Raw genomic sequence first — 21,609 nt, forward strand, 5'->3', positions numbered from 1 at the left:
GACACTGTCACTGTCGCAGACTGTCGGCGCTGTGCCAGGATGCTGCCCATGCCTGAGGGACCGCCGCGCGAGCTGACGCTCGACGAACTCGTCGCGCGGTCGGGCCTGGCGGTCCGCACGATCCGCTTCTACACCGGCCGCGGGATCCTGCCGGCTCCGGTACGGCGGGGGCGATCAGCCGTCTACACCAACGACCACCTGGCCCGACTGGAGCTGGTGCGCGAGTTGCAGGCTCACGGCTTCACCCTCGCCGCGATCGAGAGCTACATGGCTCGTCTTCCGAAGGACGCCACGCCCGAGACGATCGCTTTGCATCGGACGCTGCTCGCGCCATGGATGCCCGACCTGCCGGAGACATTGACGCGAGCGGAGCTCGAGGCGCGCGCCGGACGGCCGCTGAGCAACGACGACCTGGTGACGTTGGGGGCGTTGGGGACAGTGCAGCCCGATGGCAAGGACCGTTATCGCGTTGCGGTTGCTCACCTTTCGGTCAGCGTGTCGATCCTGGACCTCGGCCTGCCGTCTTCCGCCGCTGTCGCCGCCCAGTCGATCTTCACCGCTCACGGCAGGGCCATCGCGGAGGAGCTGACGGACGTGTTCCGTGAAATGGTCTGGCCGGCATACAAGGAGTCGGGGCTGCCCGCCGATCAGCTGCGCGAGACGGTCGAGCGCTTCAAGCCGCTGACGATCGCGGCACTCGTGGCGTCATACGAGAGCGCCGTGAACGAGACCAAGCGGGAAGCCGTGACGCGACGCACCTCGCGCGATCAGGATCGCTGACCTCTCCCCCGTCAGAGTGAGGTGATTCCTCCGTGCGAGGGTGCTGACGGCAGCCGCCGCGCGACATCGTCGAGGTATGACGGATTCCATTGCTGTTGTTGCGAACCGGGGGCGCGTGCGGATGGCGTGGGGCCGTGTCCACGAGCCGGGTGGCGGGCGTGCCCGGCTGGGCACGGAAGGCCGCGTTGGTGGTGCCGCTCGTCGTGCTCCCGTCGAGTCTCTGGCGGATCGCCGCGTTCACGCTGCACCTGCCGATCATCAAGGAGCGCACGGCGGACGACAGCGGGAACCTGCCCTGGTGGATGCCGCTCGAGCTGTATGTCGTGCTGCTGTCGGTGGTCTCGGAACTGTTGGCGTTCACCGCAATCGGGCTCGTGTCGACGTGGGGCGAGGTGTTCCCGCGGTGGGTGCCGTTCCTGCGCGGGCGGCGTGTGCCGACGCTTGCCGCCGTCATACCCGGCGCCCTCGGCGCAGCGGTCCTCACCACCCTGTGGACCTATTCGATCGGGATGCTCGCGCTCGGGCGCACCATGACCGGCGCCGATCTCCAGCCCGGTGGCGCACTCGACGTGCACACCTGGCAGGGCGTGCTCGCGGTGACGATGTACGCGCCGCTCGTCCTCTGGGGTCCGTTGCTGGCTGCCGTGACGATCGCCTACTACCGGCGGCGACGATGAACGAGGCGCACGGCGTGCGGGCCGCGCAGTAAAATCAGCCTCAATGGTCTCGGTCTGGATGGAGAGTGTCGGCCGCTGCCTCGATGAGTCCTTGGAGCTGTTGGCCGCCGCAGTGCGCGACTGCCCGGACGAACTGTGGCGGGCGCCGATGTGGCGTGTGCAGACCTCGGAGATTGCCGGCGAGGTCTACGACGTCGACGGCCGAACGGTCACTGATCCTGCCCAGCGCGAGCGCCTGGCCCAGCGGTGGTCGACGCCGTGGAGCGTGGCCTGGCATGCCCTGGAAGTTGCCGACTATGACCTCGCCGGCGAGTTGGGTGCGTGGGCGCCGCCGCCACCGTTTGCCGGCAAGCCGCACTGGCAGACGTTCACCAGCCTGCCCGTCCCGTGGTCCCAGTCGGAGATCGTCGGCTACGTCGACTACTGCCGACAACGGGTCCGAGACACGCTGGCGGGCATGACCGAGGACGAGGCCGCGACCCCACTGCCGCCGGCGCACCGTTACGAGGGCAGCCCGTACGCCTTGATCGTGACACGTCTGATCGGGCACACCACCGCGCACGCCATTCAGATCCGACAGTTCGTCACGCCCGCCTTCGACTCGCCAAACGCCTTCTGACTCAATGCCATTCGCGTCGCCGGCGCCGTCGTGTTCCGCATCGTGGGCTGGATCGTTCTGAGTGTCCGGCTGAGACGGCTGCGACTCTGACGACTCGTTGTCGTCACACCGGTCGAGGTGGCTCGTCGCCGCGCAGGGTCTGCTGACTACGTACGGCAGCATCGCGCAGCGCATCCAGCGTTGTCGCGATCTCCGGGTGGTGTGCGCTTCCGCGGCGGACGCTGGTGAGGATGTGCCGGGACGGGCTGGGATCACCGTGCAGTTGCACACGCGCCACGGCATACCCCGCAGGTAGCCGGGCGAGCCGAGGGATCATCGCGATGCCGAGTCCGGCGGCGACCAGGGCGGCGGCGGTCTCCCACTCGGTCGCCTGATGGGCGATCGCGGGCGCGAAGCCGGCGTCGGTGCAGGCCGCCAGGACGAGCTGGTGGTAGGGCCGCCCCGGCCGGTCGAGGATCCAGGGTTCGGCGGCGGTCTGGCTCAGTCGCACCGAGCTCCTGGTGGCGAGCGGATGATCCGTGGGTAGCAGCACGTCGAGCGGATCGTCGAGCAACGGCTCCTGATCGAAGCGGGGATCAACGGTCGGCGGAAGGGACGCAGTGGCGACCACGACCGCCACGTCGGCCTGATCGGCCAGCAGCAGGTCGTAGCACTCCTCCGGGTCGGCCTCGATGATCTGCACGACGGTGGCCGGATGGACCGTGCGCAGGTGCTTGGCGACCTGCGGAAGAAGGGTGGCTGCCGCGGTCGAGAACCCGCACAGCCGCAGGGTGCCCAGACCTCGGCCGCCCGTCGCGGCGAGGTCGGCGCGCATTTCCTCCCAGCGCGCATACAACTCGTCGGCGTGCGCGAGCAGCGTCCGGGCAGCCGGGGTCAGCCGGACCCCGCGTCCCTCCTGCACGAGCAGGGTCACCTCGAGCTCGCGGGCGAGGGAACGAAGCTGATGGGAGACCGCCGACGGCGTGTAGTTCAGCGCACGTGCGGCGGCGGTGACCGTGCCGTGCGAGGCGACCATGCGGAGCACATGGAGCCGATGATCGATCATGCAATCAGTTTGCACATTATCTTGCAGAATCGCTTGCTTTTCTTCACCAGTGCACCGCCCCACACTGGCCGTGTGCGAACCCTCGATCCGCTCCTCGAGCCATTCCGGCTACGGCAGCTGACTCTGCGCAACCGGGTGGTCAGCACCTCGCACGAGCCAGCGTATGGCGAGGGCGGTATGCCGACCGATCGCTACCGCGCCTACCACGTCGAAAAGGCCCGTGGCGGAGTCGGATTGACGATGATCGGCGGCTCTGCCGTCGTCGCGCCGGACAGTCCGCCGTCGTTCGGGAACCTGCTGCTCTACCGCGACGAGATCGTTCCCTGGATGCGGCGCCTGGCCGACGAGGTGCACGCCGAGGGTGCCGCGGTGATGTGCCAGGTCACCCACCTCGGCCGCCGGACGAGCAACTACAGCGGCGACTGGCTGCCGGTCGTCTACCCCTCCCGCAGCCGCGAGGCGCAGCATCGCGCCTTCCCGAAGGTCGCCGAGCCATGGGACCTGACCCGGATCATCAGGGCGTATGCCGCAGCGGCCGAGCGATGCCAGCAGGCGGGCCTGGACGGCATCGAGATCGAGTCCTACTCGCACCTGTTCGACTCGTTCCTGTCCCCGGCGACGAACGATCGCGACGACGAGTTCGGCGGTGACCCCGAACGCCGACTCGCCTTCCCCCGCAAGGTGATTCAGGCGATCCGCGACACCGTCGGACCCGACTTCGTCATCGGCCTGCGGATGGCGATGGACGAGGACCGGCCGGACGGGCTGCACGCCGCCGAATCGGTCGCGGCACTGCGCACCCTCGTCGCGGACGGCGTCGACTTCCTCAGCGTCATCAAGGGCACCCTCGACAGCGACGCCGCGCTGGCGAAGACGATTCCGTCGATGGGCACACCGTCGGCGCCCTTCCTGGAGTTCGCCGGAGAGATCCGGCAGGCGATCGACATACCCGTCATGCACGCGGCGCGGATCTCCGATGTCGCGACCGCGCGGCACGCCATACGGGAGGGACTGCTGGACCTGGTCGGTATGACCCGCGCGCAGCTCGCCGACCCGTACCTCGTCGCGAAGGTGCGTTCGGGCGACGAGGACCGCATCCGGCCCTGCGTCGGCGCGAGCTACTGCCTCGACTCGCTCTACGCGTCCGGCGATGCCAAGTGCATCCACAACCCGGCCACCGGCCGCGAGCTGACCCTCACCCATGTGATCGAGCCCAGCCCGAGGCAGCGCACCGCGGTCGTCGTCGGCGCGGGTCCGGCCGGCCTGGAAGCCGCCCGGGTGCTCGGCGAGCGCGGTCATCGGGTCGTCGTATTCGAGGCAGCGGACCGGCCCGGCGGCCAGATCCTGCTCGCCGCCGGCTCGCCGCGCCGCCGCGACCTCACCGGCATCGTCGACTGGCGGGTCGCCGAGGCGAAGCACTCCGGCGTCGAATTCCGGTATGGCGTCTACGCCCAGGCGGAGCAGGTGCTCGCCGAAGAACCCGATCTGGTGGTCGTCGCCACCGGCGGCATGCCGGACCGGTCCTTCCTGACCGAGGGACAGGACCTGGTGCTGGACACCTGGGACGTGATGAGCGGCACCGACCGGCCCACCGGCGATGTCCTCGTGTATGACGACAACGGCGCCGAGCCGGCCATGGACGCCGCCGAACTGCTGACCGCCCACGGTGCGAAGGTCGAGATCGCCACACCGGAGCGGACCCTGGCCATCGAGGTCGGCAGCATGAACTCCCCGGCATACCTGTCCGCGTTCGCGGCACACGACGTGCGCACCACACTCGGCTACCGGCTGCAATCCGTGCGTCGTGCCCCCGATGGCAGGCGAATCGCGTTGCTGCACAGCGACTATGCCGAGATCGACGTCGAGCGCACCGTCGACGCCGTGGTCGTCGAGCACGGCACCTTCCCCAACGACGAGCTCTACTTCGCCCTCGTCCCGGGCTCCACGAACCTGGGCGAGGTCGACCAGCAGGCGTTGCTGGACGTGCGGCCCCAGGCCGTGACGACCAACCCCGACGGCCGCTACCAGCTCTTCCGGATCGGCGACGCCGTCGCCAGCCGCAACATCCACGCCGCGATCTACGACGCGATCCGCCTCTGCCTGCCCACTTGACCCCGCCAGCCACCGATTCACCCCGAGGGAGCCACATGACCACGATCGCCGAAAGGCCCACTGCCCCAGCGGATCTCGGTGGACTCATCGCACAGCACCGGGACGGCTGTGCGCTCGAAGCACCGTTCTACGTCAGCCACGAGGTCTTCGATGCCGACATCCGCGGCGTCTTCGCCCGCTGCTGGATCTTCGTCGCGACCGAAGCGGAGATCCGCGAGCCGGGCGACTACGTCACCCTCGACATCGGCCCGTATTCGGTCATCGTGACGCGCAACCGCGAAGGGCAGGTCCGCGCGCTGCACAACGTGTGCCGCCACCGTGGCTCGCGCGTGCTGACCGATCCGAGCGGGTCGGTCGGCAACATCGTGTGCGGCTACCACCAGTGGACCTACGACGCCGACGGCAAACTGCTGCACGCAGGTACCCAGGCCCCCGGGTTCAACCCGAACTGCTTCGGCCTCAAGCAGATTCACGCCCGGTCCGTCGCCGGCCTGGTGTTCATCTGCCTGGCCGAGGAGCCTCCGGCCGACTTCGATGACATGGCGGAGCGGGTGGCGCCATACATCGAACCGCATGGGCTGGAACACACCAAGGTGGCCGCCCAGGAGGACCTGATCGAGACCGGCAACTGGAAGCTGGTGATGGAGAACAACCGGGAGTGCTACCACTGCGAGAACGGCCACCCGGAGCTGATCTGCACGTTCTTCCCGACCTACGGCTACACGCTCGAGGAGATCCCCGAGCGGCTCCTGCCGGCGCACGCCCGCTACCTGCGAGCCGACGCCGAACTGCAGCGCGCCTGCCAGGAGCGCGAGATGCCCTTCGCCGAGATCGAGGAGCTCAGCGGCCGCGTCTCCGGGTTCCGCATCCAGCGCGAGCCGCTGGACGGTGCCGGGGAGTCCTACACCCGGGACGGTACGTCGGCCTGCCGCAAGCTGCTCGCCGACTTCGACACTCCCCGGCTGGGCCGAATGTCCCTGCACCACCAACCGAATTCGTGGTTCCACCTGCTCGCCGACCATGCGGTCACCTTCACCGTGCTGCCGCTCGCGCCGGACCGGACGCTGGTGCGGACCACGTGGCTGGTGCACGAGGACGCCGTCGAAGGGGTCGACTACGACGTGGCGACGCTGACCGACGTGTGGCACCAGACCAATGCACAGGACGGGACGTTCGTGGGCCGAGCCCAGGCGGGAGTGTCCAGCCCGGCATACGAACCAGGCCCGTATGCACCCAACGAATACCAGGTGGCGGCGTTCGTCACCTGGTACCTCGAGCGTATGACGGAGGCGTTGCCACAATGACTCAGATCCTGACCCGACCGGAGGTCGCTCCGACCCGGACCGACGGCCTTGAGGAGGCACTGACCTGCGTCGACGTGCTGCCGGTCACCCATGACGTGAAGACGTTTCTGCTTGCGCGGCAACATGATTCGGCTCTGGTCTTCGACGCGGGGCAATACCTCACCCTGACCCTCGAGATCGATGGCGAGCGCGTCCAGCGGTGCTACACGATCAGCTCCGCACCCACCCGCCCCGGAACGCTGGCAATCACCGTGAAGCGGGTCCCGGGCGGACCGGTCTCGAACTGGCTGCACGACCACCTCGTGCCCGGAGGTGAAGTCTGGGCTACCGGACCCCACGGCGACTTCTGCCACGTCCGGCACCCCGCGGGCAAGTACCTCTTCCTGACGGCCGGCAGCGGCATCACGCCGGCGATGTCGATGCTGCGCACCCTGCAGGACGGTGGGCTCGCGGATGTCGTCTTCGTGCACAGCGCCCGCACCCCGGAGGACATCATCTTCCGTGACGAACTGGACGCGATCGCTGCCGTCGGGGGCGCCCTCGTCACCGTGATCTGCGAGGCCGACTCGCCCACGGAGAGCTGGCGGGGGCCGACCGGCCGGCTCGGGCTACGCAACCTGCTCGGTGTGCCCGACCTGCACGATCGAGAGGTGTTCACCTGCGGCCCCACGGGATACATGGCCGCGACCCGGCAGATCCTCGAGCAGGCCGGCGTCGACCCGGCGCGTTGTCACGAGGAGCTCTACGACCTCGCTGCGCGCGGCGCCGCACCATCGACCGGGGACGACGCGGAGCTGTCGGGCACCCGGTATGACGTGGAACTGCGACGCACCGGACGGCGAATCGACTGTGCCGACAACGAAACTCTGCTGCACGCCGCACACCGGGCGGGCCTCAACCCGCCGAGCATGTGTAGCGAGGGCATGTGCGGCACGTGCCGGCTGACCTTGCTCGCCGGTGCGGTCGACATGCAGCACCAGGGCGGCATCCGGCAGCGTGACATCGACCAGGGCGAGATCCTGATCTGCTGCTCCACGCCGACCGGCGATGTCGTGCTCGACGTGTGACGGGACTGGACTTGCGCGCGACCGTCAGCTGATGTCGATGCCGCCACCGACGACGATGTGCTGGCCGGTGACGTAGGAGGACTCGTCGGAGACGAGGTGGGCCACGGTGTGCGCCACATCCTCGGGGTCGCCGAGCCGGCCGAGCGGGACGCGCTCCACCATCGAGTCCAGCACCTGCTCGACCTGCTCCGCCGGCAAACCGGACTTGGTCCAGATCGGCGTCCGGATGACGCCCGGGCTGACGGCGTTGACGCGAATTCGCCTGGGCGCCAACTCGACTGCGAGGGACGGCACCATCGCGAGGAGTGCGCCCCGGCTGGCGCTCATCACGCTTCCGCCGGGCACTCCGCGCTTGACGCCGACACCGACGGTGAACACGATCGACGCGCCGTCTACGAGCAACGGCAGAGCGCTCTGCAGGGTGAAGAACTGGCCCTTGGCATTGGTGTCGAACGCTCGGTCCCAGTCGGCTTCGGTCACGGTGCCGAGGGGCGTCGATCCACTGATGCCGGCATTGAGGAACACCGCGTGCAGACTGCCGAACCGGTCGCGCACCTCATCGATGACTCGCTCGGTGTCGTCCCGGGATGCGGAGTCCGCGCGCAGCACCAGCGCCCGGTCGCCGAGTTCACGCTGAGCGTCGGCCACGCCATCTGCGCTGTGTCCCGTCACGACCACGGAATAGTCCCGGCTCGCAAGGACCTCGGCCGTTGCGCGGCCGATGCCGCTGGTTCCACCGGTGATGAGCACAGTCTTCTGCGTCGTCATACGTCCACCTTTCGTCGATCGGCGCATCGACGGAGGATCCGCCTGATGAGACCTTTGTCCCATCACAGTAACACGTGATGGGACAAAGGTCTCGTCATGAGTCCGGGTGGCCGTGCGTGCCGGGCTCGGAGGGCGTCAGCGATACCTGACCAACAGCGGCTTCCCGGTCGACTGCTTCGGTGCGTGCACCGTGACGGAGCGAGTGCTCGCGTCCCATGCCCACGCGCTGCGTCCGAGTGGTCGCCCGTTGATCGAAACGGCCTGTGGTTCGGTCGCATTCAGGAACTTCACGGTCCAGGTGCGTTCTTTGACCTGCTCCGTGAAGCCGCCGCGCGCCGGGTCGATGGTCACGATGTGGTTGGCTCCGGAGCGCCGGTAGTGGACCGCCGTCGTCGTGCGCTGCGAGGTGTCCGTCGTGGTGCCGTTGTCCTCGTAGAGCGACGTCGAGCCTGCCGCTCCCTCCGCGACGGTCACGGTCGCCTTCGTGAGCGGGTTCTGGTCGTCGTTCGTCACGTCGGACGTGCGGGTCGTGACCAGACCGCCGGACCGGATGAAGACCGGCATCGTGTCGAGCCCGGTGGTGATCTTCGCGGTCGTGCCACCGTCATACGTCTTGCCGGTGAAGTAGTCCGTCCAGCTGCTGCCGGCCGGGAACCACACGTTCGTCGTGGTCGTCGTGCCCGGGTCGGTGGCGGGTGCGACGAGAACGTCCGGCCCGTAGAGGTATTCGCCATCCGCGTTGGCGTAGGACTCCTGCTGCTCCGGGTAGGCCAGGTAGAGCGGCCGGACCATCGGCAGACCGGTGCGGTGTGCCGCCTCGGCCAGCGAGTAGGTGTAGGGCATGAGGTTCTCCCGCAGGTTGAGGAACTTCTCGGCCGACGCCTTCGCGGCCGGCCCGTACTGCCAGGGCAACCGGTCGCTGTGGTTGGAGTGCAGGCGATCGATCGGCTGGAAGGTGCCCAGCTGGACCCAGCGGGCGTAGAGGTCGTCGGGCAGCTTGGTGCTGCCCGGCTCGGTGCCCGGCTCCTGCAGGCCGCCGGTGTGGCCACCGATGTCGTGGCTCACGGCCGCAAGGCCCGTGGCGGCGGATTCGCCTCCGGTGTAACCGACTTCGAACTTCAGCGTCTCCCAGTTGGACGTCGTGTCGCCGGTGAAGTGCAGCGTCGTCCGCTTGTCCGCCCAGGGTCCGGTCGGGACCGCCACCGGGTTGCCGTATCCGCCAGCCTGCAGGGAGCCGTAGGCACGCGAGAACGCGAACCCGCGACCGACCCGCGGCGCGGTGTCGTCGGCGTACTGCTGGTTGATCCAGGCATCAGCGGTGACGCCGGCCAGGCTGGAGTTGGACGCGTCGCAGCACCAGTCGAGCCACCAGAAGTCGACGCCCTGCTGCTCCATCGTGCGATGCAGCCCGAGGTAGGCCTTGAGCTGGTCCGAGTCGCCGAAATCGAAGACGTAGCAATCCTTTCCACCGCCCGAGCAGCTGCCGGGCTGCAGCTTGCCCTTCGCGGTCTCCTGCGCCTTCGCGAACTGCGGGTCCGACGCCAGGATGCTCGGGTGGATGTTCAGGGAGCTGTGCAGCCCTTCCTTGTGCGCCCAGTCGAAGAACGCCTCCGGGTCGGGGAACTTGGACTTGTCGATCTCCCAGCCGTTCCACTGGTTGGGCACCTTGAAGTCGGTGTCCGTGACGAGGACGTCCAGCGGGACTCCCTCGCTGCGGAACTTCGGGATGATCGTCTGCTGGAAGTCGGCCGCGGTGCGGTCGTAGTACTCGGCATACCAGACGCCATACGTCCAGCGCGGCAGCAGTGCCGTCGGCCCGGTCAGCGTTGCGAGGTCGCGCAGCGCGCCGGGGTAGTCGTGGCCGTAGGCGAACACATAGCCGTCCTGGTATGCCGCATCACCGTGCGAGGGCCGCTGCGTCACCTTGTGCGTCGTCTCGTCGTAGATGGCCGAGGCCGTGTCGTCGAGCAGCGACCAACCGTCCTGATAGAGCAGCCCGGGCGCCGTGATCGCGCCACCGTTCACGCCGTCCAAGCCGCGCCGGTAGCCACCGAGGGCGGCGTGCGGCGCCAGCAGCTCGGCGTCGTGCCGAGTCACCGCGATCGTGTCGAGGTTGACGTTGCAACTCGACGCGTCCGGGCAGCCGAGGGTGAGAGTGCTGGTTCCGGCGGGCAGGCTGACCTCGGCGCTGACCGTCCGCCAGGTGTCCCAACTGCTGGTCGGCGCGAGCGAAACCGTCGACGGCGCAGCGTCATTCACCTGCACACTCATCGTGCGGGACTGCACGGCCTGGGCGCCCGCCTTCGCGTTGGCGTAGCGCAGCTGCACGTCATAGGTGCCCGCCTTCGGCACGTCGGTGACGGTGGCTGCGACCGAGGCGCTGGTCTTCTCCAGGCCGCCGACGAAGCCGGCGCCGGAGTAGCCGTTGTGGTCGCTCGCGAGCTTCGCACCGCCGGCGAGCGCGCTGGTCTCCGCCTCGCAGACCACGCCATACGCACAGGGCAACGGCTTCGGGGCGGTGGGCGCCGGGTATGCCGAGCCGGGCTTCACCAGTGCGAGGCTGTCGACGTTGACGTTGCCGGAGTCCGACGCGGTGCGCGCCAGGGTGATGGTGTGCTTGCCGGCCGGCAGCGACACCGACGCGGTAGCGACCTTCCAGGTGTCCCAGCTGCCGGTGGAGGGCAGGGTCAGCGTCTCGGCACTGCCCTGGTCGACGGTGACGCTGAGCGTGCGGGTGGTGTTCTGCCCGTCGCCACCCGTCGCGTTCGCGTAGCGGGCGTCGAAATCGTAGGTGCCCGCGTCGGCGACGGTGACGTCGAAGCTGAGCGAGTCACCGGAGTGCTCGAAGCCGGCGGCGAATCCACGGCCGGTGTAGCCGGAGTGGTCCGATGCCTGCGTCGGGCCGGCGAGGTGGGTCGTCTCGGCCTCGCAGAGGACGCCGATCTCACAGGTCGGGTTGGCTGTCGCGCTCCATGGCCGCGCGGTGACGTCCTGTTTCCCGGCGCGCAGGTCGACCTGCAGGTTGTCGGTGCTGAACCGCCCGGAGCCGACCTTGTAGCGCAACGTCACGGCACTCGTGGTGATCGTCAGCCAGCCGTCGACGGTCGAGGTCTCAAAGGGTGTCTTGGCGAACCCATCCCTGCCGATCGCGTTGAAAGTCGCTGCGTCGACGAAGGATTCGTCGCCGGCATACTCCGTGCGGATGAGGGTCGGGGACAGCACCTCGAAGCGCGCCTTGCCCGAGACGACCGCCGACTTCGTGGCCGGTGTTGCTGCGGTCACGGCCGACGGCGTGGCACCTGCGGGCGAGGGCAGCCCGGACAGCAGGGCGAGTGCCATCAACGCGGAGAGGACGAGTCCTCCGATCGTGAAGCGGTGCGCCGTATGGCGGTCGGGATGTTGCCGCGGTCTCATGTCGGACTTCCTTGCTCGGTGACGGGGGTGGACGGGGTGACGGGAAACAGCTCGGTGGGCCCGGGTGCGGGCGCGGCTCTCGGCTGATGCGGGGCGGGCCGGGCATCCGCCGGGCGGGCATCTGCCGGGCGAGGGGTGTTCCAGGACAGGTCGACGAAGCGGCCTGGCTCGGACAGGACGAGCACGAGGGCGCCCACGAGCGAGACCCGGGCGCCCAGGGTCGCGCTCGAGACCTCGACCGGCGCGGCGAACGGCAGTTTCGTGAGCTGTGCGCGCAGCGGATCGCCCAGTAGGTCGCCGAGAGCGGCCAGCTCACCACCGAGCACGATCGCGGACGGATTGAGCACCAGCGCGAGGTTGGCCAGGGTCCGGCCGAGCGCCTCGGCACCCTCGGTGACAACCTCCCGCACGTGGGCGTCGCCCGCCTCCGCGTGCTCGATGAGGTGCGGAATCGTCGTGATCTCAGGACGATTCAGCCGGTGGATCATGCCGTCACCGCCGGCGACGAGCTCGAGGCAGCCGCGGCGCCCGCACCAGCACTGCGGACCGGCAGGATCGATCGTCACGTGCCCGAGCTCCCCGGCATACCCCTCGCCGCCGCGATAGAGGTGGGCGCCGAGCGCGATGCCGAGCCCGACGCGGCTGGCGACCTTGACGTAGAGCAGTGCGCCGTGTGCTGCTCCGCCACGCGAGACGGACTCGGCGAGCGCGCCGAGGTTGGCGTCGTTCTCGACCACGACGGGGATGTCCCAGTGCTCGCCGAGGCGCTGCGCGAGCTCCGGTCCGTTCCAGCCGGGCAGCACGCCCGGCACGAGCAGCCGGCCGCTGCCGGGCGAGACCGGCGCGGCGATGCTGACCGCCGCGCCGACCACCTGCTCCAGGGTGACTTCCGCTTCGCGCAGCGCCTCATCGACGCTCGCGATCACCAGGGCCGTTCCCTCGTGGGCGCTGTGTCCGCGCGGCAACGTGGTCCACCGCTCGGTGAGCAGGCTGCGTGACAGGTCGCCGACGGCGACGGCGATGTGGCGCACGCCGATGTCGACCGCGATCGCGAGGCCGGCAGCACGGTTGAGCGAGACCTCGGCCGGTGGCCTACCGAACGTGTTGGGTGACGGATTCCGTTGCTCTGCAAGGAGTCCGCGGCCCTCGAGCTCGCCGATGACACTGGAAACCGTTGCCCGGGACAGGCCGGTCCGTGCGGTCAGCTCGGCTCGGGTGGCCGAGCCCGAGCGCCGCAGGACGTCGACGACGCGAGCGCGGTTGGCAGCACGGATCGCTCCTGCCGTCGGCTGCACTGCTCTGGTCACACGCCGTCCAATCGTCGAGATTGCTCGGCTCAGAGTTTTCTATGAAGCATCTTCTGTCAATACTTCGACAGAAGTCGCCACTTCCGTCCGCGGCGGAATGGCAGCCGTGAATCTCCGGCGATGCCAGCAGTGTTCGGGCGTCAGGGCTGGATGTTCTCCAGGTCGTCCAGCAGGCTCGGGTGCGTCGGCTCCCAGCCCAGCTCCTCGCGGGTGAGCGCGCTGGAGGCCGGCTGGTCCATCGCGAAGACGGAGCCCAGTGGGCCGTACGTCTCCGGCGCCACCGACTCGACCGGCAGGTTCAGCCGACGGCCGATGACGGTCGCGATGTCGCGCACGGCGTCGCCCTCATCCGCAACCGCGTGCCAGGCCGTCCCGGCGGGCGCGTGCTCCAGCACCAGGCGGAAGAGCACCGCCGCATCGAGCGCATGGACCGCGGGCCAGCGCTGGGTGCCGTCACCCGCGAAACCGGACACCCCGCTCTGCCGGGCGATGTTGGTGAGCAGCCCGGCGAAGCCGCCGGAGCCGTTGTTGTGGACGGTGCGCGGCAGGCGAACGCTCGCGCTGCGGACGTCCTGCGAGGAGAGGTCGAGGATCGCCGCAACCGACCGGCTGCGACCGGCGACCGGACCGTCGGTCGGCAGCGGGTCGGCCTCGGTCGAGGCGCGACCCGGCACGGCCGGGGTGCCGGAGACGGTCACGAGGGGACGGCCGGACCCGACGAGGGCTTCGCCGAGCGTTGCGAGGGCGGCGCCCTCCTCGGCGATGTTCGCTGCGAGCGCTTCCGGGCTGCTGAAGTCGTTGCCGAACGCGAGATGTATGACGCCGTCCGCCTGCGCTGCGCCGGCGCGCAGCGTGTCCAGATCGGTGAGGCCGCCGCGCAGCACTTCGGCACCAGCGCGGTCGAGAAGCGCTGCGGATGCTTCGGATCGGGCCAGGCCCAGGACGGTGTGCCCGCCCGCGAGCAATTCGGCGACGACCGTGCTGCCGATCAGGCCGGTGCCTCCGGTGATGAAAACGTGCATGATGCTCCCTCGAAGTGACGAGACTCTTGTCCCATCACTCTAGCGCGTGATGGGACTGTCGTCTCATCACCTAGTATGGCGGGATGCCACGTTGGGAACCGGGAGCGCGCGAGCGGCTGATACTGGCTGCCCTCGACCTCTTCACCGAGCAGGGGTATGACGCCACGACCGTCGCCCAGATCGCCGAACGCGCCGGGGTCGCCAAAAGCACGTTCTTCCGGCACTTCCCCGACAAGCGCGAGCTACTGGTCGCGGGTCAGGCGGCACTCAGCGAGCTCCTCACCGAGGGCATCACGCAGGCTCCGGCCGACGCGACACCGCTCGAAGCCGTGGGCGCGGGCCTGCAGCGCGCCGCATCGATGATGGGTCCGGTGAACCGCGAGATCGCTCCGCGCCTCAAGGCTGCGGTTGCGGCCAATGCCGAGCTCCAGGAACGCGATTCGCTCAAGAGCGTCGGTCTTGCCGCGGCGATGACCGATGCGCTGGCCGCACGGGGCGTCCCGGACCTGCAGGCCCATCTCGTCGCCGAGTTGGGGGTGCTTGCGTTCAAGCGGGGCTTCGACGAGTGGCTGACCGCCAAGGGGGAGCCACCGCTGGCGCCATACCTCTCGGATGCCCTGGAGGCGTTCCGCGCGGCGAGCGCCGCCCTCGGCTGATGCCCGCCCGGGCGACCTCGTTGCTCAAGCCCTTCCGGCCCGACGCTGCAGGATCGCGCGCTCGCTGTCGTTCTTGCTGAGTGCGGCCGCTTCGGTGAACGCCGCTCGTGCCTCTGTATGGCGCCCGGCCCGCTCGAGCAGGTCGCCGCGCACGCTCGGTACGAGTGGTGAGTCGCGCAGCGCTCCCGCAGGCAGCGCGTCCAGCACAGCCAGTCCGGCCTCCGGCCCGAGAGCGCGCCCGTGGGCGACCGCGCGGTTCACCTCGACGACCGGCCCGGGCGACACATTCGCCAGCACGTCATACAGCGCAGCGATGCGCCGCCAGTCGGTGTCCTCGGCTCGTGGGGCACGCGCGTGTTGCGCGGCGATCGACGCCTGGACCACGTAGCGGCCGATCGGCCGGCCCTGCGCGGCAAGCTGCTCCGCCTCGTGCAAGGCCGCCATACCCCGCCGAATCAGCAACTGGTCCCAGCGTTTTCGGTCCTGCGCCTCCAACAGGACCGGATTGCCGTCGTCATCGAGTCGCGCCGGCATCCGCGAACCCTGCAGCTCCAGCAGCGCCTGCAGCCCGAGCACCTCGGGCTCGGCGGGTGCGAGATCGGACAGCATGCGCGCGAGCCGCATCGCCTCGTTCGCCAGGTCGGGCCGCATCCAGTCCTGGCCGGCGGTGGCGGCATACCCCTCGTTGAAGATCAGGTAGATGACGGCCATGACGTCGTCGAGGCGGTCGGTCCGGTCCTGCCCGGTCGGCAGCTCGAACTCGGCATGCGTCTGCGCCAAGGTCTTCTTGGCTCGCGAAATCCGTTGTCCCATGGTGGATTCGGAGACGAGGAAGCCGCGGGCGATCTCGGCCGTGGTGAGCCCGCCGACCAGCCGCAGCGTGAGCGCGGCGCGCGACTCGGGCGTGAGCGACGGGTGCGCGGACAGGAAGATGAGGCGCAGCACGTCGTCCTCGATGTGGTCGAGCTGAGCGTCGAAGTCGGGCATCTGCGCCTCCTCTCCCCCACCGGCCTGCTCGAGCTCGGCCACCTTGCGACGGTGCACGTCAGCACGCCGAAAGTGGTCGATGGCGCGCCTTTTCGCGGTTGTCATCAACCACGCGCCGGGGGTGTCCGGTATGCCGGCGGTGGGCCACTGCTCGAGCGCAGCGACCAGCGCATCCTGTGCGAGATCCTCGGCGAGGGCGACGTCTCGCGTCATACGGGTGAGGGCGCCGACGAGGCGGGCCGATTCGGCCCGCCACGCGGCGACGATTGCGTCGTGCGGATCACCCGTCTGCGTCTCTGCCGGCACGAGTGCCAGCGTAGTGACGCAGTCCTTACTCGGCAGGAGCCTCCGGGCCGTCCGAGATCTGCCGCATGGTCGAGATGACGGTGACCTCGGGCCAGTGCTTGGCGTGCAGCTCGGCGAACTCCTGCTGGTCGGCGATGGCGGCCTCCAGGCTGTCGTACTGCATGATCGCCCACCCGCCGACGACTTCCTTGGCTTCGGCATACGGTCCGTCGACCCGGCTGACCTCACCCTTGTGCGAGATGAAGTTCACCGCGTCCTCGGTGCCGAACAGCCCTCCGCCATCAAGGAACACGCCCTTCTCGCTCTGCTTGGCGATGTAGCCGTCCATCGCCTCGAAGAGCTCCTTCGGCGGCATGCCGATGTTCTCTTCCATCCGCACGAATCCCATGAAACGCGGCATCTTGATCACTCCTACTGGTTGCTTCGGTCCTGCTTGTCACACGTACGTCGAACGGATCCTGGCTCCTTCGACATCGGCCGGCAAAGTTTTTCGAACTCGTATGCCGACCTCTGTGCTCAGCATGGTCGAGCCGGCAGGAGTCTGCCCGGGCTATCGTCGAGACGTGCAGGAACACACGCGATTCGACGACGAAGCAGCAACCTGGGATGCCGACGCCGGCCACGAGACGCGGCAGGTCGCGGTGGCCCGGGCCATCCAGGCGGCCGTGGACCTCGACCCGCGGATGCGCGCTCTCGACATCGGCAGCGGCACGGGTCGGCTGAGCATCCTGCTCGCCGACCGGGTGGGCTCGGTCGTCGTGACTGACCCCTCCGCCGGAATGGTGCAGGTCGCCCAGGAACGCATCGCGGCAGCCGGCCTCGACGACCGGCTGCGCGCCGTCCGCGCGGACCTGGTGACGGATCCGATCGAAGGAACGTATGACGTGGCGTGGAGCTCCATGGCCCTGCACCACGTGCGGGACGTGGATGCCCTGCTGCGGTCGATCGCCGGACTCCTGGTCGACGGCGGCCGGCTGGCCATCGCCGATCTCGATGCGGACCCGGACGGTGCCTTCCACGCCGACAAGCCCGACTTCCACGGGCACGACGGATTCGACAGGCAGGAGCTCACCGAGCGACTGACCCGCGCCGGTTTCACCGACGTCGCCTTCGTGGACGCCACGACCATCCCCAAGGGCGATCGCGAGTTCGGCCTGTTCCTCTGCACGGCGACCAGGTCGTAGCGAGCGATCAGAGCTCAGTCGTGAACAGCGGGCCCTCCCGGCGGTCCGTCGAGCAGGGCGTGCACGCTCGCCAGGTAGCGCCGGGGCGGCAGATCGCGCACGTTCAGCCGCATCAGCATGTAGCCGGGGACCATCGAGTGCAGCACCCAGCCGACGTCCGCGGGGCGCGCCGCCGGGTCGATGAGCCCGGCAGCTTGCCGACGCCGGACCACCTCGGTCCAGCCGTCGAGCAGCTTGCCGACGCGCTCGGCCACCAGGTCCCGCATGGGACCACCGAAGATCGCCTCGCCCCACGCCTGGACGATGACCACCGTCAGATCGCCGTCCGCGCCCGTCGCTCGCTTGCGCACGTGGTCGGTGAGCCTGCCCAGGATGTCCACCGGATCGGGCACCGCGCCGTCGGCCAGCGCGTCGGCCATCACCTCATCGAGGACTCCCAGCTGCGAATCAGCCACTGCTGCAAGGAGTTCCGCCTTGCTGGCGAAATAGCCATAGACGGCGCCGGCTGACAACCCGGACTCCTCGATGATGTCGGCCATGGTCGCGCCCTGATAGCCGGAGCGGACCACACAGCGCACGGCGGCCCGCAGGATCTCGTCACGGCGCGCCTGTCGTCGGGCTTCGGTGATGCGTGGCATGCACCCACCGTAGAAGAAGGCTCCTTCGGTTTGACAACGAATGCGGCACAGGAGCAAGCTCGTCGCGTAAAAAGAACGAGCGCTCGTTTTGAAGGAGACATTCGATGTCGGGTCCCACTGCGTATGTCGCCCGCCCGGAGACCAAGCGAGTCGTGGCCCTCGTGGTCGCACTGACCGGGCTGATCTGCACGATGCTGGTCCTCTTCGCGTGGCCGGCCGCGAACAGCGCGCCCCGCGACCTGCCGATCGTCATCGCCGGCCCGCGCGCCTCGACCGGTCCGCTGACCGAGCGGCTCGTCATACAACAGCCGAGTGCGTATGCCATCCACCTTGCGCCGACGCGCGCCGACGCGGTTCGCTCCATCACCGACCATGACGCGTATGGCGCACTGGTCACCTCACCCCACGGCGTCGAGGTGCTGACCGCGAGCGCCCGATCCAGCAGCGTCGCGCAGCTGCTCGACCAGGTCGGAGCTCGGGCCGCGGCCACCGCCCACCAGCCGCTGCGTATGACGGACGTGGTCCCCGCACCGGCCGATGACCCGCACGGCACCGGCATCACCTCGGCCGTGCTGCCCTCGGTTCTGGCCGGCCTCGCCTGCGCGTCACTGAGCACGGTGCTGATCCGCCGGCGCGGCGACCGCACACTCGTCGCCGCCGGCTTCTCGATCGTCGGCGGTCTCGCGATGGCCGCCGTCCTGCAGGGTTGGATCGGGACGCTGGAAGGCCCGTTCGTGGCCAACGCCGCAGTCCTCGCGCTCACCCTCGGCGCCATCTCGATGATTGTGCTCGGCCTGGAAAGCCTTTTCGGGACACGGGGACTGGGCGTCGGCGCGGTGCTGACGATGCTTGTCGGCAACGCCCTGTCAGCGGCAGCCTCCGCACCCGAGATGTTGCCGATCGGCTGGGGCGCGCTCGGCCAACTGCTACCCGCGGGCGCCGCCAACACGGCCCTCCGGTCGGTCGCCTTCTTCGGTGGCAACGGCTCCGCCCGGCCGCTCGCCGTACTCACCTGCTGGCTGGTCGTCGGCCTCGGGTTGCAAGTCGGCGCCGCGCAACGTCGTCGCCGGCCGGCCGAGAGCACGTCCTCCGAGCGTGACACCGAAGTGACCGAGCTGCAGCACGCGCACGCGGCGGTCTGAGGCGTCGCGCCGCACCGGGCAGGCACGCGACCGCGCGCAGCTCATCGTCATCGCCTACCGGTCGCAAAGGCGCCGTCTCGCGGATAGAGATACATGAATGCGGAGCATTTTCGTGATCCTCGGACGACCTTCTTCCGGAAATCTCGTGGAACGTCGCCGACAAGGATCCGATCGCCGGATAAATGACGTTCAGGTAAGTCCCGACGACACGACCCGGTGCCCTCAGAATCCGGCTCCATTCTGCGCAAACAGCCCTCGACCGACTGCACACCGGCTCATGGATAAGCCAGTCGTGAGTTGCCCGGAAACGGATACATTCTTGGCCATACGTCCATGTTCAATGGCGAGTTGGAATCAGCCTACACAGAACTCATGAGTACGAGTATTTGCCAAAGACTTACGGTAAATAGTTGAAGCAAATAATCTCGGCGCCCTAACGTTTGCGCCGTCCTCGGCGAAATGCCTGAGGGCCCGGTCTGCAGGGGACCGGCATCACGTAAAGATGGAGGAAGACGACTTATGTCTCATGCTAAAAAGGCTGGAGCCTTGGTGGCGGCAGCAGCGGCTGCGGTGTCAATTGCGGGAACCGCAGTTGTCATTGCACCGGCGGCCCATGCGCAGGTCCCCAACCCCGAGATCACCGTGTCGGCGCAGACCGGCGCGGGAGACCGGGCGTTCGTCGTGCGCAACGATGGGAACACGCCGATCCCCGCCGGGACACAGTTCACGTTCAACCAGAACATGCTCGCCGGCGTCGGCCTCGGTGGTGACGCATCGATCAACCAGGACTGGAGCATCGGCGCCCTGGGATCCGGCTTCACGAAGAACGCGCATCTGAAGGAAGCCGTTCTGCCCGGCCAGGAAGTCAAGTTCTACCTCGCCAGGGTCGACCTCGCGGCGTTCTACCGGGCCGAGTTCACACTCACCGATCCGAACACGGCGGCGATCGACACGAACTACCAGAACAACACGGCCGGCATCAACTGCTCCGCGAGCATTTTCGGCCTCGGTGCCTGCTCCACCAGCTGAGACACTGATGCGGTGAACCAATGCGCTAACTACAGCTGAACCGGTGGACACGCTGACGTTCGTGCCGAAGAAGACAAGTTCCTCTTCGCCACGAACGTCAGCTTTCTGCATGTGCGGAGTTTTGGGCGGCCCTCGCGAGGAGTGCTATCCGGGTACGCCAAATATCTCGACTTCATCGGGACCTGGCCATAATAACTGTGCCATGAAATGACAAGTGCTCTTGGAAAGATGACGATGCGACGTCGTTATCGTGAACACCCGGAATAGCGTTGCCCCCGAGCCAGCGGTCGCGCTCGCGTTGGGTCGTTCGTTCGTTTCCCACCTGCGACACAGCGCCATCAGCCAGACTCATGCTCCCAGCGCAAGCGACGAGAGTGGGTGCAGTGGACGAGCCGGTGAGGATGGTCCGGATGCGGGCGGCATCCCGCTGCGCCTGCGGAGAGGTTCTTCGTCCGGGCGATCGCGCCGGCCGCATCAGCGCAACCGGCGAGTTGCTGTGCCTGCGCTGCCTGGCCGACGTGCGGGCCGGTCGGCCACGCCGGCGGACGCGACGCAGCAGCCGACCAGCACCGGCGCGGACCCGGAAGCCTCGCCGGTGGACCGGCCTGATCGTGGCGGCCGTGGTGGTGCTGCTGGCCATGGGCGCGGTGTATGTCCGGTCGGCGGTCGTCAACGGATCCGGATCGTCCGCTGTGTCGGGAGGCAGCTCTCGCGACATACACACGGTGTGGCCGCCGGTGCCGACGGATGCACGGGCGAACCCGCTCGGCGCGCCCCCGCCCAAGGAGTCGTCGTCGACCGAGTACTCCTTCATCCGGACCGTGGACGGCCCGGACGGCGTACGCCCGGTCGCCTGGGATCCGTGCCGGCCCATCCACCTGGTGGTCAACGACGCCAAGGCGCCCACCGGCAGCGACAAGCTGCTGCAGGAGGCGACCGCGCAGATCACCGCGGCCACCGGGCTGCGGTTCATCGTCGACGGACCGACGACCGAGACGCCATCCGCGGACCGCGCGCCGGAGAACAAGGACCTGTATGGCGACACGTGGTCGCCGGTCCTGGTGTCCTGGACGGACCCGGCCACGGTCCCGCAGCTGAAGGGCACGGTCGCGGGCCTCGCCGGGCCGGACGGCGCGCCGTACTACGAACCCGACCAGGAGCACTGGGTCAGCGGCTCGGTCAACCTCGACGGCCCGCAACTGGCCACCGAGCTCCGAAGCCCCGGCGGCTGGGCGGCCGCCCGGGCGATCGTCATGCACGAGTTCGGCCACCTCGTCGGCCTGAAGCACGTTCCCGAGAGGACCGAGCTGATGTATGGCGAAACCACCGGCCGCACCACGTTCGGCCCCGGCGACCTGGAAGGCCTTCGGCAGCTCGGGCTCGGCCCGTGCTTCAGCAGTTGAGGCCTGGCCGTCCGGCGCTCAGATCGCTGGCGGCCGATAGTCAGTCAAGGTCGGGGCAATGCCGGCTGGTACGTCGTGCTCGTCCGGGCGCTTCCTGCAATTTCATCCCCTGATGCTGCGGCATCCGCCAGACTCTTGCTCCGGCGTGG

At 68.7% G+C, this 21,609-nt stretch carries 19 protein-coding genes; 11 read left to right on the top strand and 8 right to left on the bottom strand.

The genetic code is table 11. The annotated features are described in order from the left end of the window. The first annotated feature begins 48 nt into the window (after positions 1 to 48). The 3 genes from VG502_RS20150 to VG502_RS20160 all read left to right on the top strand — a co-directional run bounded on the left by VG502_RS20150 (position 49) and on the right by VG502_RS20160 (position 2,076). Positions 49 to 780, top strand: a complete 732-nt coding sequence (locus VG502_RS20150; RefSeq protein WP_325552015.1) for a MerR family transcriptional regulator — start codon at positions 49 to 51, stop codon at positions 778 to 780. 134 nt (positions 781 to 914) lie between these two features. Next, complete coding sequence (locus VG502_RS20155) at positions 915 to 1,457, top strand: hypothetical protein (RefSeq protein ID WP_325552017.1); 543 nt, start codon at positions 915 to 917, stop codon at positions 1,455 to 1,457. A 43-nt stretch (positions 1,458 to 1,500) separates the two neighbouring features. Beyond that, entirely contained in the window at positions 1,501 to 2,076 is a 576-nt protein-coding gene (locus VG502_RS20160) for a DinB family protein (protein ID WP_325552019.1), read from the top strand. Between the two features lie 103 nt (positions 2,077 to 2,179). Here VG502_RS20160 and VG502_RS20165 read toward each other — a convergent pair whose 3' ends face one another. Beyond that, positions 2,180 to 3,121, bottom strand: a complete 942-nt coding sequence (locus VG502_RS20165) for a LysR family transcriptional regulator (protein ID WP_325552021.1) — start codon at positions 3,119 to 3,121, stop codon at positions 2,180 to 2,182. A gap of 72 nt (positions 3,122 to 3,193) precedes the next feature. On the opposite strand from VG502_RS20165, the gene VG502_RS20170 reads away from it, so the two are divergent. Genes VG502_RS20170 through VG502_RS20180 form a run of 3 tightly spaced genes read left to right on the top strand, consistent with a single transcriptional unit; the run spans position 3,194 to position 7,604 of the window. After that, positions 3,194 to 5,233, top strand: coding sequence for an oxidoreductase (locus VG502_RS20170; protein WP_325552023.1), 2,040 nt, complete (start codon positions 3,194 to 3,196; stop codon positions 5,231 to 5,233). A 35-nt stretch (positions 5,234 to 5,268) separates the two neighbouring features. After that, entirely contained in the window at positions 5,269 to 6,537 is a 1,269-nt protein-coding gene (locus VG502_RS20175) for an aromatic ring-hydroxylating oxygenase subunit alpha (RefSeq protein ID WP_325552024.1), read from the top strand. Further along, a complete protein-coding gene (locus tag VG502_RS20180; protein WP_325552025.1) occupies positions 6,534 to 7,604 on the top strand; it encodes an FAD-binding oxidoreductase in 1,071 nt (356 codons plus the stop codon). Before VG502_RS20175 ends, VG502_RS20180 begins: the two co-directional genes overlap by 4 nt. Before the next feature lie 24 nt (positions 7,605 to 7,628). Here VG502_RS20180 and VG502_RS20185 read toward each other — a convergent pair whose 3' ends face one another. From VG502_RS20185 to VG502_RS20200, 4 genes are all read right to left on the bottom strand, one after another. Continuing rightward, entirely contained in the window at positions 7,629 to 8,372 is a 744-nt protein-coding gene (locus tag VG502_RS20185) for an SDR family oxidoreductase (protein WP_325552027.1), read from the bottom strand. 135 nt (positions 8,373 to 8,507) lie between these two features. After that, entirely contained in the window at positions 8,508 to 11,786 is a 3,279-nt protein-coding gene (locus VG502_RS20190; protein WP_325552029.1) for a TIM-barrel domain-containing protein, read from the bottom strand. Then, positions 11,783 to 13,093 (bottom strand): ROK family transcriptional regulator, encoded by a 1,311-nt coding sequence (locus tag VG502_RS20195; RefSeq protein ID WP_325552031.1) that lies wholly within the window; start codon positions 13,091 to 13,093, stop codon positions 11,783 to 11,785. Before VG502_RS20195 ends, VG502_RS20190 begins: the two co-directional genes overlap by 4 nt. Positions 13,094 to 13,233: 140 nt before the next feature. Further along, positions 13,234 to 14,115: an SDR family oxidoreductase gene (locus tag VG502_RS20200; protein ID WP_325552032.1), complete on the bottom strand. Its 882-nt coding sequence runs from the start codon at positions 14,113 to 14,115 to the stop codon at positions 13,234 to 13,236. Between the two features lie 83 nt (positions 14,116 to 14,198). Here VG502_RS20200 and VG502_RS20205 point away from each other — a divergent pair, with 83 nt between their 5' ends. Next, positions 14,199 to 14,771: a TetR/AcrR family transcriptional regulator gene (locus VG502_RS20205; protein ID WP_325552034.1), complete on the top strand. Its 573-nt coding sequence runs from the start codon at positions 14,199 to 14,201 to the stop codon at positions 14,769 to 14,771. A gap of 24 nt (positions 14,772 to 14,795) precedes the next feature. On the opposite strand, the gene VG502_RS20210 is transcribed toward VG502_RS20205, so the two are convergent. Continuing rightward, positions 14,796 to 16,064, bottom strand: a complete 1,269-nt coding sequence (locus VG502_RS20210) for an RNA polymerase sigma factor (protein ID WP_325552036.1) — start codon at positions 16,062 to 16,064, stop codon at positions 14,796 to 14,798. 25 nt (positions 16,065 to 16,089) lie between these two features. Next, positions 16,090 to 16,464, bottom strand: a complete 375-nt coding sequence (locus tag VG502_RS20215; protein ID WP_325552038.1) for a YciI family protein — start codon at positions 16,462 to 16,464, stop codon at positions 16,090 to 16,092. Positions 16,465 to 16,627: 163 nt separating this feature from the next. Here VG502_RS20215 and VG502_RS20220 point away from each other — a divergent pair, with 163 nt between their 5' ends. Further along, complete coding sequence (locus VG502_RS20220) at positions 16,628 to 17,248, top strand: class I SAM-dependent methyltransferase (protein ID WP_325552040.1); 621 nt, start codon at positions 16,628 to 16,630, stop codon at positions 17,246 to 17,248. A gap of 14 nt (positions 17,249 to 17,262) precedes the next feature. On the opposite strand, the gene VG502_RS20225 is transcribed toward VG502_RS20220, so the two are convergent. After that, positions 17,263 to 17,886, bottom strand: coding sequence for a TetR/AcrR family transcriptional regulator (locus VG502_RS20225; RefSeq protein WP_325552041.1), 624 nt, complete (start codon positions 17,884 to 17,886; stop codon positions 17,263 to 17,265). A gap of 104 nt (positions 17,887 to 17,990) precedes the next feature. Here VG502_RS20225 and VG502_RS20230 point away from each other — a divergent pair, with 104 nt between their 5' ends. From VG502_RS20230 to VG502_RS20240, 3 genes are all read left to right on the top strand, one after another. Next, on the top strand, positions 17,991 to 19,028 hold the full coding sequence (locus VG502_RS20230; RefSeq protein WP_325552042.1) for an ABC transporter permease: 1,038 nt from the start codon (positions 17,991 to 17,993) through the stop codon (positions 19,026 to 19,028). Positions 19,029 to 19,598: 570 nt separating this feature from the next. Further along, positions 19,599 to 20,057: a hypothetical protein gene (locus tag VG502_RS20235; RefSeq protein ID WP_325552044.1), complete on the top strand. Its 459-nt coding sequence runs from the start codon at positions 19,599 to 19,601 to the stop codon at positions 20,055 to 20,057. A gap of 383 nt (positions 20,058 to 20,440) precedes the next feature. Continuing rightward, complete coding sequence (locus VG502_RS20240) at positions 20,441 to 21,460, top strand: M10 family metallopeptidase domain-containing protein (RefSeq protein ID WP_325552046.1); 1,020 nt, start codon at positions 20,441 to 20,443, stop codon at positions 21,458 to 21,460. Positions 21,461 to 21,609: the final 149 nt, after the last annotated feature.

It is taken from the genome of Flexivirga sp., assembly GCF_035551235.1.
Lineage (GTDB): Bacteria > Actinomycetota > Actinomycetes > Actinomycetales > Dermatophilaceae > Flexivirga.